Origin of the sequence: Pyxidicoccus fallax, assembly GCF_012933655.1 — a bacterium.
Classification (GTDB): domain Bacteria; phylum Myxococcota; class Myxococcia; order Myxococcales; family Myxococcaceae; genus Myxococcus; species Myxococcus fallax.
This window is the reverse complement of record NZ_JABBJJ010000155.1, coordinates 17,717-28,899: the sequence shown is the minus strand read 5'-3', so window position 1 is coordinate 28,899 and position 11,183 is coordinate 17,717. Positions and strand designations below refer to the sequence as shown.

Genomic DNA, 11,183 nt, shown 5'->3' with positions numbered 1-11,183 from the left:
GCGGATGGCAGGGTGTGGGGGTGGGGTTTGAATACGTCGGCGCAAGTGGGCACCGGAGCCACCAGCGCCATGGTGCTGGCGCCGGTGCAGGTGGCGGGGCTGCCGCGTGCCAAGGCCATTGCCGCGGGCGCGGGCCACTCTCTCATCGTCGATGAGCAGTTCGGCAATGTGTGGGCGTGGGGCCAGAACACCTTCGGGCAGGTGGGTACCGGTACGGCCACCTCCACGCCGGTGACGTCCCCCGTGCCAGTCAATGGCGTGTTCGCGGTCACGGCGCTCATCGCGGGGCACAACAGCTCCCTGGTCATCGTGGGCAACGGCCTGGCCATGGCCTGGGGACTCAATGCTTCCGGACAGCTGGGCACAGGCAACGCGACGAACAGTGCCTCGCCAGTGAATGTGGCGGGAGTCGCGGACGCGACGGCCCTGGCGGCTGGTGCGCAGCATGCACTGGCACTGCGGCCCGGGTGTCCCGTGTGGGCGTGGGGCCACAATGGCCAGGGGCAGCTCGGCACGGGCAGTACCTCGGCCACGCCGGTGACGTCCCCTGGGGTGACTCTCATCGTCAACACCTTCTACTTCGATGGCGACATGGACGGGTTTGGCGACGAGTACGTCACCGAGCAGGCGTGCGAGCCGTCTCCAGGCTTCGTCGAGGAACTGGACTGCGACGACTACGCGGCAACCATCCATCCGGGGGCGTTGGAGCAGTGCAACGGGATGGATGACGACTGTGACGGAGCAGTGGACGACGGCAATCCCAGCGGCGGGGAGAGTTGCTCGACGGGGCAGCAGGGCGTCTGCGCGGCGGGTCTGACGGCTTGTACCAACGGCAGCGTGGTGTGCCAGCCGCGCCAGGCCGCCTCCGCCGAGCAGTGCGACGGTCTGGACAACGACTGCGACGGTACGGCGGACGAAGGCAACCCTGGAGGATCCCAGGCGTGTGCGACCGGAGAGCTGGGGGTGTGCGGTGATGGCGTGACGTTCTGCACCCACGGCGCCCTCGAATGCGCGCCGATTCGGGGGGCCTCTCCCGAGGTATGCGACGGCTTGGACAACGATTGCGACGGGCAGCCGGATGATGGGCTGGCCTTCCAGGCGTGGTACCGGGACCAGGACAGCGACAACTACGGCCTGACGTCCCAGTCGGTGCAGGCCTGCCTCCAGCCCTCCGGGCACGCCCCGAATGCTGGCGACTGCAATGACAGCAACCCGGCCCTCAACCCTGGTGCGACGGAGGTGTGCGACGGAGTGGACAACGACTGCGACTCCCAGGTGGACGAGGGCCTGCCCACCCAGGCCTGGTATCGCGACGCGGACGGTGATGGCCATGGCACCTCGGTCCATACCGTGCAGAGTTGCAGCCAGCCCACGGGCTACGTGTCGAATGCTGGCGACTGCAATGACTCCAACGTGAACATCCGCCCCGGGGCCATGGAGGTCTGCGACGGAGCGGATAACAACTGCAACGGCTCAATTGACGAGGCGGCCTCCGGTACTCCTGGCTCCGCGTGCGTCATTTCCGACGTGCGCCGCGTTGCCTCTGGCCGTTTCCACAGCGTGGCCTTGAAGTCGGACGGCACCGTCTGGGCCTGGGGCCGCAACGGCAGCGGCCAATTCGGGGACGGGACGACGACCCATCGCTCTACTCCGGTACAGGTGCAGGGCCTGACCGGCGTGACGGCCCTGGCCGCTGGCAGCAGTCACACGGTGGCCAGGAAGCAAGACGGTACCGCCTGGGCCTGGGGCCTCAACACGGACGGCCAGCTCGGAGATGGGACGACGACCCGGCGCACTACACCGGTGCAGGTCCGGGCGCCAGGCAACTGATAGCTCGTGGTTCGCGCCTGCTGCCTGGCTTCCAGCGCAGCAGGCCATGCCGCCGCCAACAGCGCTCCCATTTCTCCCATGCTCCCCAGGGAGAGCGGACGCCCCAGGGCGGATGTGCCAGGCCTGGGGCGGGCTCCGTCTCATCCGCCGTCTTTATTTGACGCCAACCTCGACTTCGCCCCTGAAGCAGCTCCACAAGTGCCAGTATGAGACCTTGACCTTCTTGAGCGGCACGCCCTTCGGCGTCTGCGTCAGGTTGACGTGGCCGCTGCCCTTTTCGGCGTCAACGACCTCGAGCTTGCCCTGGCCGGCGAACAATTCCCTGCCTTCGCGGGTGGTGTACCTCTCGGTATAGATGTCACCCGTTTGCGCGGGAACGCCCTCTCCCGACTCACGCTTGACGTAGCGCAGTGCCAGTCCGTTGTTCGTGACGAAGAAGCCAGCGAGAACTTCCTCTCCAGGCTCCAGGTAGTAGAGCGATTTGCGGCCGCCCTCGCTATCGGAGATGGCGACAGGCAGGTGGGTCGCCTGCCCCAGCCCCAGCTCGCTCAGGTCCGTGGGGGTGGCCAGGTGGAATTGGACGAGGCGCGCCGGAATGTTGAGCTCCTTCGAGACCGGATCCAGTTCTTCAGGGCGGGAGACCCGTTCCTTGAGCGCGGCAGCCGCGGGAGGCTCCTGCGGGAGGGTCATGGCGGCAGCGGCTTGCTCCGGGGTCAGTTGGCCGAGGGTTGTCCCTGTCGTCGCCTGAAAGACGGCACCACTGGAACGTTCTGGGGAGGCTGCGTGCCCGGTGGAGGCGAGGGCTGTGACGAGCGCACCCAGAAAGACAAACTTCCGTCCAAGCTGCATCGTGTTCATGAGGCACCTTTGCCGTGCTTCGGGGGAACCGCTGCTTTGATCGCCAACTCGCAGCGGGCGGTGCAATCATGCTGCTCATGCAACTCAAGTGACGTCAGGCCATCAAAGACAAGCGTAAGGATAGCCGACTGCTCTCCAGGGCATAGCCCGGTGCACGGCCAAGGGCCGGGCATATGGCCCTCGGCACAGTGCAGCGCGGTGTAGCGTTTCAAATCCCGCCGGTTCGTCTCTCGCGGTTCGAAGCCTTCCTGCTTCTCGCCGCGCGGCCCCTGTCAGTCAGGTCGCTGAGCGAGCGGGCATCGGCGCACCGTGTGGCGGCGGTAGCTGCTGGCGGGGCTGGGGACAGAATGGCGACGTCCCCGCGCCGCGGTTGAGCCAATGACAGCGGTCGAGACGCGCTGGCCCGAGTGGGAAGCGCGGGCCAGCGCTACGGGGTGACGCCGAGCAGCTTGCGGATCCGCTGGACGACGCGCCCGGCGGACGGCGGGTCTTGGTTCGACATCACCGCGACGGTGTAGCCCTTGTCCAGGTAGATATCGAGCTGGCTGTTGATGCCCGGAAAGCCTCCGCCGTGGCCGATGATGCGGGTCCCCTGGGCCCGCTCTTCGTTGAAGCCATAGGCATATCTGTTGGCCGGGTCTTCGGGATCCGGCTGCACCTTGCCCGTGGTCACCAGTTGCGTGGCCTTGTCGCCGAGCAGCTTGTTCGCCTGCAGCGCCTGGGAGAAGCGCCACAAGTCCTCGACGGTCGAGTACCCGCCGCCCGCCGGGCCGCCCTTGACCACGTGGAGGTAGAGGTTGTTCCAGTCCCGCTTGGGGCTCTCCTTCCCGCCCGGGCCCTGGTTCGTGTAGCCCACCGCGAGGTTCGGAGGATCGCGGTCGATCTCGTAGCAGTCCGAGTTCGTCATGCCGGCGGGCTTGTAGATGTGCTCGCGCACGTATTCGAAGTAGCTCCGCCCGGAGACCTTCTCGATGATGGCCCCCAGCAGGACGAAGCCGGAGTTGCTGTAGCGCCAACGCGTCCCCGGCTCGAACTTGAGCGGCTCATCCACGAAGAGCGGGAGGAAGTCCTTGACCTCGCGCAGGCGGCTCTTGTCCGCCGCCTCGTACTTGTCATTGAAGAAGCTGCCGAGACCGGAGGTGTGGGTGAGGAGCTGATGGACGGTCACCTGCTCGGCCACCGCCTTGTTCGGGTAGTCCGGCAGCAACTTCCCCACCTTGTCCTGGAAGGACAGCTTCCCGGCCTCGGCCAGCTGCGCGATGGCCACGGCGGTGAACATCTTGTTCAACGAGCCGAGATTGAACTTCGTGTCCAGGCGGTTGGGCACCTGGAAGCCCCGGCTCGCCAGGCCGAACGCCCCCTGGTAGATGACCTTGTCCCCCTGCGCGATGAGCACCGTCCCCGAGAAGGCCTCGGCCGCGGTCAGCTTCTCGACGTAGGCCCGCGTGGCGCTGGCCACCTCCTCGTGGGTCAGCGGACGGCCGCTGTCGCCCGGGGTGATGGGCTGGACCTTCACTCCGGTGATGCCGTGCGGCGCCTTCGCCTCGACGTCGACCTGCAGCCGCACCGTGTCACCGGCCAGCTTGTCCCGAGCCACCAGGATGAGTGTGCGCGCTTTCGACGACTCCACCTTCTGGAGGGTCAGCCCTTCCGTGTCCACCCACAGCTCCCCATAGATGCCGAGGTGCTGCTTCGCGGGACGCTGGGCCAGGGCCGCCTTCGCGTAGTTCTCCTGGACGAAGGCGAGCATCTTGCGACCGTCGCCCTCGTTGAACACCTGGAGCAGCGCCGCGGTCCGCCGGCCCGCAGGCGTGTCCGGGAGCGTGGCGGGCGCCTCCGCCGCCAGCGCAGGGGCTGTCACGAACACAGCAAGGGCGGCGAGCATCGCGACCCGGGGACGCAGCAAGGAGTGCTCCAGAGGTTGCATGGGTCGGTCCTATACACGGAGAGCTGCTTCCTGAGCATGTCCGGTGGCTACTCGCTCGCCTCGGTGCCCTGCGACAAGCTGAAGCAGAACCTTCCCCAGACAGCGCCGTACATCACCTGGCTTTCCGCGCCTTCGAGTCAAGCACCTGCGGAAACCCCTCATCAGAACTCGCCCTGAGTTCTCCGAGCGCAGCGGGGCTCACCGCCACACTTCTTCGACCCGGCGGTGCGCGACCGCTATGCACCGGCCATCACCCTGTTTTTCCTCGGCTTTCTCGTCGCGTGTCACATCTGGCCGCGCTCGCGTGTGTTTCTCCCCGCAACCGGAAAGGGAGTACGCACATGCAACCCGAGTTCAATCGTACAGGACGCTGCAACAGCGCGGCCTTCATGCTTGCCCTCTCGTGGCTGGCCTGGGGCTGTGGAGGCGAAGGCTCCGGCCGCGAGGGCCACGAGGGCACACAGCACGCCGACCTCGAGAGCTGTGCCGCGGTGGCGCCCACCGGCGTGACGGCCAGCGGCGACGATGGAAACGTGCCCCAGAACGTCCGCGACGGTCTCCTGTCCACGCGCTGGTCGTCCCATGGCGCCGGGCAGTTCATCACCGCCGACCTCGGCTCGACGAAGACCGTCTGCTCCGTGTCCGTGGCCTGGTACCGCGGCGACGTGCGCCGCAACACCTTCGCCCTGTCCGTCTCCGAGGATGGCTCGACCTTCACCGAGGTCTTCTCGGGCCAGTCGAGCGGCACCTCCTCCGCGCTCGAGACCTATGACATCGCAGACGTCACCGCCCGATACGTCCGGGTGACGGTCAACGGCAACACCGACAACCTGTGGGCGTCGGTGACCGAGCTCGGCGTCCAGGGCTCCAGCACGACTCCGCCACCGCCGCCTCCTCCTTCCGGCACCTGCGACCGGGTTGCCACCAACGCGACGACACTGGCGAGCCAGTGGAGCGCGGCCACCGCCGGGCAGACCATCTGCCTGGCCAGCGGGAGCTACGGCACGTTCACCGCGGGCTCCAAGTCTGGAGTGGTGACAGTCAAGCCCCAGAGCGGGGCCACCGCCACCCTGGCGCTCCGCTTCAACGGCGCGAACAACGTCCGGCTCGAAGGACTCACCATCACCTCGGCCGTGCTGCTGGGCTCGACCCGAAACGTGACGATCACCGGTAGCCGCTTCACGGGTGCCGCGACGATTGACGGGGTGGCCAACTCCAACATCCTGTTCGACGGGAACACGCACCTCGACATCAACGCCCCCGCTGGCTCCGTACCGGCACGCATCCACTTGCCCTACGGCAGCTCGACACACTCTGGCGTCACCATCCAGAACTCGCGTTTCGAGGGGGGCGACGCGGACGGCATCCAGACAGGGGTGGGGGTCAACATCCTCAACAATCTGTTCAAGGACATCCAGGAGAGCGGCCCCAACCACACCGACTCAATCCAGTTGCTCGGGGCTCCGGGGTCGGTGGTTCGAGGGAACTACTTCCTCAACTGCGCTACGGGCATCGTCGCCTACGACGGCGTCGAGCGCGCGGTCATCGAAGACAACGTGCTGGATCTTCGCGGTCGCCCGTGGGCCATCGAGCTCTACTCGGATGACGGTTCCATCGTTCGCCACAACACGCTGATGCATGGGGCGTGTGCCTGGAACCTCCCTTGCGGAATCATCGACATCACGCGCAAGACGGCGGACGACGTCGGACGGGGCACGGTCATCGTCGACAACGTGGCGACCGAAATCTCGGTGTCCAACGGCTCCACCGTGGCGGAGCGCCACCACAACCTCCTCCGGCGGGGCGCCCAGAGCGGCGAGCTGACGGGTGTTCCGGTGTTCGTGGGGGGAACCCAGCCCACGGACCGTTCCGGCTTCCGCCTTGCGACAGGGTCGCCTGGAAAGGGCGCGGCCTCGGACGGGACGGACATCGGTATCCGTTGACGCTGAAGTGCGCCAGACGGTTGGCTGGCGGAGCGGAGGCGTGGGACGCGAGACCCGCGCCTCCCCTATATTCTTTCGTGAGGCCCCCCATCGGTACGTCGTGGAAGGGAAACCGCGAGGAGATTGCCTCGCTCTATCGGGACTTCGCTCCGGCGATCCATCGCCAGTGCCTGGCCGTTCTCCGCGACTCGGAGGAGGCCCGGGACGCCACGCAGGAGGTCTTCGTGAAGCTGTTCTCCGCCCGGCGGCTCCAGGATCGCGAGCACGCCGCGGCGTGGATCTACCGCGTGGCGACGCACCATTGTCTGAATCGGGTTCGGAACGCCCAGCTCCACCAGGGCAAGCTGAGCCAGTTGTCTCTCGACGTCGCTTCCACCGTGGCACCCGAGACCTTCTCGGCGCGAAAGCTGACGCAACAGCTCCTGAGTCGCTTCGATGAGACCACGTGCGTGGTGGCCGTGGGCGTCCTGGTGGATGGCATCGAGCAGACCGAGCTCGCCACGATTCTGGGCCTCTCTCGCCGGACGGTGGCCCGCAAGCTGGAGCAGTTTCTCGCCAAGGCCCGAGCGTTGTTGAATGGGGGGAACGCATGACGGCGTGTCCTTCGCGAGTCGCCCTGGAACAGTACGTGTTGACGCCTGCCACGGCCGCCGCGCGGGCGCACATCGAAGCCTGCCCGGAGTGCGGCAAGCAGGTGGCGCGCATGCGGGAAGAGGATGCGTCGTTCCGCCGCCATGTCATGCCCGGCACCCTCGACGCGGCGGTGGAGGCCGCTTCCGCTTCCCGGTGGAAGTGGCCGAGGTGGCCCATCGTGGCGCTTCCGGCCACGGGGTTGGCGGTGGTGCTGCTCGTGATGCTCTCGCGGCCCATGGCTCCCCCTGCCGATTACGTGGGCTCCAAGGGAGAGGGCTTCTCACTGGAGGTCTTCACCGAGTCTCAGGGAGGCCCCCTCCAGGCAGCCGACGGCGCCGAGCTCCCGAGTGACGCCCGTGTTCGCTTCTCGGTGGCCACGGAGCGGCAGTGCCACCTCTGGATTGTCTCCGTCGATGCCTCCGGTCAGGTCTCTCGCATCTCCCCCGCGGACGGGGTCGGCGGCGCTCTGACACAGGCCTCTGGCCCGGTACCCGGTGGCGGTCAGTTGGACGGTGTGACGGGGCCGGAACGATTCGTGGCCATCTGCAGCCCGGAGCCCCTCTCCTGGTCCGTGGTGGAAGAGGCCGTTCGGCGGACCTTCTCCCCACCGGGCGCGGACAGCGTTCGGCAGCAGCGTGACGTTCGAGGACTTCCCGCCGGAGCAGGGCAGGCGAGCATCCTCGTGGAGAAGCGGGGATGACGCTCCTGGCGCTCTTCTCGGCGGCTCTGCTGAGCACCGTCCCGGCGGAGCCCGCGCCGCGGTACGCCCTGGTGGTGGGGAACAACGAGGGGGCACCCCAGCGGTCCCGGCTCTGGTTCGCGGAGCGCGACGCGGATCGCGTCGCCCGCGCCCTGGTGGAACTGGGAGGCTTTCCCGAGGAGCAGGTGGTGGTGCTGCGCGGCCAGGGGGCACAGGCCGTCCGGCAGGCGCTGGCCCGGCTCGAGCAGCGCATTGCCCGGTCGACGGCCCGGGAGCGTTCGCTGTTGGTCTTCTACTACTCCGGCCACGCCGACGCGGCGGCGCTCGAGCTGGGGCGCCAGCGGATGAGCTTCGACGAGCTGCGGGGCCTGACCACCCGCTCCTCCGCGGCGGCGAAGGTGGTGCTGGTGGACGCGTGTCAGTCGGGTGCGCTGACGCAGGTCAAGGGGACTCGCGCCCTTCCTTCGCTCGACTTTCCGCTTCCAGCTCCGGGGGACGCGGTCAGGGGCGTGGCCTTCGTCGCCTCCACGGCCATGGGCGAGGCGGCGCAGGAGTCCGCGGCCCTGGGAGGGAGCTTCTTCAGCCATCACCTCGAGGTGGCGCTCCGGGGCGCTGGAGACAGTGATGGAGACGGCACGGTCACCCTCACCGAGGCCTTCAAGTACACCGCCCACCAGACCGTCGTCGGTACCTCCGCCACCGTGCGCGGGGCCCAACACCCGACGTACGACGTGAAGATGTCGGGCCGGGGAGATGTGGTGCTGAGCGAGCTGCGGCGGGCCGAGGCGCGGCTGGTGCTGCCGAAGGATGGCTCCGGGCTGTACCTGGTGCGTGGCGGGCCCGGCGTTCTCGCGGAGATTTCAGGAAGCCCCCAGGGGCTCACGCTGGGACTCCCGGCGGGGCGCTATGAGATCCAGCGGCGGGAGGGGAAGCGCCGGACGGGAGGCCAGGTGGTGCTGGCGGCAGGGGAGACGCGACAGCTCGAAGGGATGGTGGCGCTCGGGCTCGAGGAGGCGGCCGCCAAGGGAGACGAGCGCGTGGAGGTGCTGGCCGGTGGCGCGCTCATCACCGGGCTCCTGCCCGGCTTCGGGGCCAGCTTCGCCGCGCGAGTGGGGATGAGCCGCTTCGTGGGCGGGGCTCGGCTCCGCTTGAGGCTCGATGCCTTCGACCACGAGGGCAGGCAGGGCGCGCTCCAGTACCGGCTCCGGGGGCTCAGCGGGGCCGTCGCGGGCCTCCATGGCGTGGGCGTCGGGCGGCGCATCCTCCTCGAGGTGGGGCCGGAGCTGGGGGGCACCTGGGCTTCGCAGAAGACCTCGGAGGCGCGCTGGTCGGCACCGATGTGGAGTGCCGGCGCTGTGGCGGGCATCTCTCTGCGGCTGGGCGATGAGGCGCGGCTTGCCCTGGAAGTGGCTGGCGCGGCGCTGGCCGTACCCATCAACCGGCAGTGGAAGCTCCGCCCCGGGCTGACCACCGCTCTGGCCCTGGGTTATGGCTTCTAGGGCGCTCCTCGCCGCGTGGGCACTGGCACTCGCCGGCTGCCAGATGACCTTCATCGACGAGGAGGGCTTGCGCTCGAGTCAGCTTCCGCCCCATGCGCTCATCGTGGACGGGAGCTCGCTCGGTGGCAGGTGTGACGACGCCTACTCCGCGGAGCAGGCCCTCTCGCCTCGGACGCCCTGGTGCAGCATCACCCGCGCGCTCGAGGCCGCGCCGCGCGGCTGGTCGGTCAGCATCCGTGGTGGCGCCTATCCTCTCCTGATGGCTCGGACGCCGAGCGCCCGAAGCGCGGAGCTGCTCCTTCAGCCCTATCCCCTGGAGCGAGTGGAGATCGCCGGGGTCGTTCTGAAGAGCCAGCAATACCTCCGGTTCCAGGGACTCCACTTCACGGGCCCGATCTCGATCCAGGCGGGCGTCTCCCACGTCACCTTCTCCGATTGCGACATCACCTCGGAAACGCCGGCGGCGGGGGTGCACGTGGAGGCACCGGTCGAGGACTTCTCGCTCGTGCGCTGCATCGTCCATGACCTGCGCGAGGCGGGAGACGGCGTCTCGGGACGTGGCTTCCTGGCCGATGAGGCGGGAGCCCGGATCCGCCTCCTGGAGAACCGCTTCCTTCGCCTGGAGGGAGTCGGGGTTCGCATTGCCAACGCTCAGGACCTCACGGTGGAGGGCAATCAGCTTCCGGACAGTGCCCAGCCTTTCTTCATCACGGACTCCCGTGACGTGACGCTGCGAGCCAACCGGGTCCACGGCTCCGGTGGCCCGGTCTGGCTGCACGGCATCGAGGGCCTGCGGCTGGAGAACAACGTGTTCACCGGCTTCGTCCACTGGGCGGTGGACCTCGCCAATGTGCCGGGGGCGCGGATCCTGAACAACACCCTCTGGGGCAACGGTCAGGGCGGCATCGATCTCAACGACGTGTCGGGGCCGGCCACCGTGGGTGTGGTGCTGCAGAACAACATCCTCCAGACGCTCGACGGCCTGAGCGCCAAAGCGGCCGCGTTCGCGTTCGAGGACTACAACCTGGTGGGCGGCGGCCACTTCTCGGGAGTGCACGACGTGGCTCGTCCGCCCATGTTCATGGATGCGGCGAGCCTCGACTTCCACCTGGCCCCGGGCAGCCCGGGCATCGACGCCGCGCTCGCCGACGGAGCCCCCCAGGTGGATGCCGACGGACGTCCTCGATGGGATGAGCCGGAGGTTCCGGATACGGGCGCGGGGGCTCCGCCGCACGGCGACCTGGGGGCATTCGAGGGCCGTTGAAAGGGCCACATCGGGTGCCTCCCGGCGTCACCGAGGACCAGGACATGCGGTGGTGAGGCGGCCGCCTCGGGCCAGGCGCTTCAGGGGCCGACCCAGCCGCCAGACGTTCAGCGCCACGGCATAGACGGCGGCATCGAGGAGCAGGGAGAGCACGAGATGTATCACGCCCTCCCAATAGCCGGCGTAGAGGAAGCGCTTGCCCCAGTCGTGCTCGACGTCCATGACGAGGAGCAGGAGCGTCATGAGCTCGAACAGCGCGAAGCGCAGCCAGCAGCGCCAGGGAACGTCGTGACGTAGGAGGGACGAGAGCAGGGCCATCACGACCGCCGACGGGACCATCATCGTCAGCCGGATGAACCAGAAGTCCCCCTTGGTCCCCTCGTACATGCCGTAGAAGGCCCAGAAGCCCGCCAGGCTTCCGGCGACGAGGCCTGCCACGTCGAGCAGGATGCCCCCCACGAGTCTCCACCCGTTCATCGACTCCCCCTCTTGCGAGATGAGGCTCGACCCTACCGGCGTGGGTTGCTCA

Annotated in this window: 9 protein-coding genes; 6 read left to right on the top strand and 3 right to left on the bottom strand. The window is 68.2% G+C overall.

Annotated features, from left to right (window positions below; translation table 11 throughout):
- Nucleotides 1–1,830: MopE-related protein (locus HG543_RS28780; RefSeq protein WP_246357372.1), on the top strand; the 1,830-nt coding region annotated here is incomplete at its 5' end.
- 153 nt (nt 1,831–1,983) lie between these two features.
- Here HG543_RS28780 and HG543_RS28775 read toward each other — a convergent pair.
- Both HG543_RS28775 and HG543_RS28770 read right to left on the bottom strand, forming a co-directional pair.
- Nucleotides 1,984–2,688, bottom strand: coding sequence for a hypothetical protein (locus HG543_RS28775; RefSeq protein WP_169348089.1), 705 nt, complete (start codon nt 2,686–2,688; stop codon nt 1,984–1,986).
- Between the two features lie 427 nt (nt 2,689–3,115).
- A complete protein-coding gene (locus HG543_RS28770) occupies nt 3,116–4,594 on the bottom strand; it encodes a serine hydrolase domain-containing protein (RefSeq protein WP_169348088.1) in 1,479 nt (492 codons plus the stop codon).
- Nucleotides 4,595–4,956: 362 nt separating this feature from the next.
- On the opposite strand from HG543_RS28770, the gene HG543_RS28765 reads away from it, so the two are divergent.
- From HG543_RS28765 to HG543_RS28745, 5 genes are all read left to right on the top strand, one after another.
- A complete protein-coding gene (locus HG543_RS28765; protein ID WP_169348087.1) occupies nt 4,957–6,558 on the top strand; it encodes a discoidin domain-containing protein in 1,602 nt (533 codons plus the stop codon).
- A gap of 77 nt (nt 6,559–6,635) precedes the next feature.
- Entirely contained in the window at nt 6,636–7,151 is a 516-nt protein-coding gene (locus tag HG543_RS28760; RefSeq protein WP_343073459.1) for an RNA polymerase sigma factor, read from the top strand.
- A 35-nt stretch (nt 7,152–7,186) separates the two neighbouring features.
- Complete coding sequence (locus tag HG543_RS28755) at nt 7,187–7,891, top strand: DUF4384 domain-containing protein (protein WP_169348086.1); 705 nt, start codon at nt 7,187–7,189, stop codon at nt 7,889–7,891.
- The gene (locus HG543_RS28750) at nt 7,888–9,390 is read left to right on the top strand and encodes a caspase family protein (RefSeq protein ID WP_169348085.1); all 1,503 of its coding nucleotides are present in this window, start codon (nt 7,888–7,890) and stop codon (nt 9,388–9,390) included. Before HG543_RS28755 ends, HG543_RS28750 begins: the two co-directional genes overlap by 4 nt.
- On the top strand, nt 9,380–10,654 hold the full coding sequence (locus tag HG543_RS28745) for a right-handed parallel beta-helix repeat-containing protein (RefSeq protein WP_169348084.1): 1,275 nt from the start codon (nt 9,380–9,382) through the stop codon (nt 10,652–10,654). The genes HG543_RS28750 and HG543_RS28745 overlap by 11 nt, the downstream gene beginning before the upstream one ends.
- Before the next feature lie 27 nt (nt 10,655–10,681).
- On the opposite strand, the gene HG543_RS28740 is transcribed toward HG543_RS28745, so the two are convergent.
- On the bottom strand, nt 10,682–11,131 hold the full coding sequence (locus HG543_RS28740; RefSeq protein WP_169348083.1) for a hypothetical protein: 450 nt from the start codon (nt 11,129–11,131) through the stop codon (nt 10,682–10,684).
- Nucleotides 11,132–11,183 lie beyond the last annotated feature (52 nt).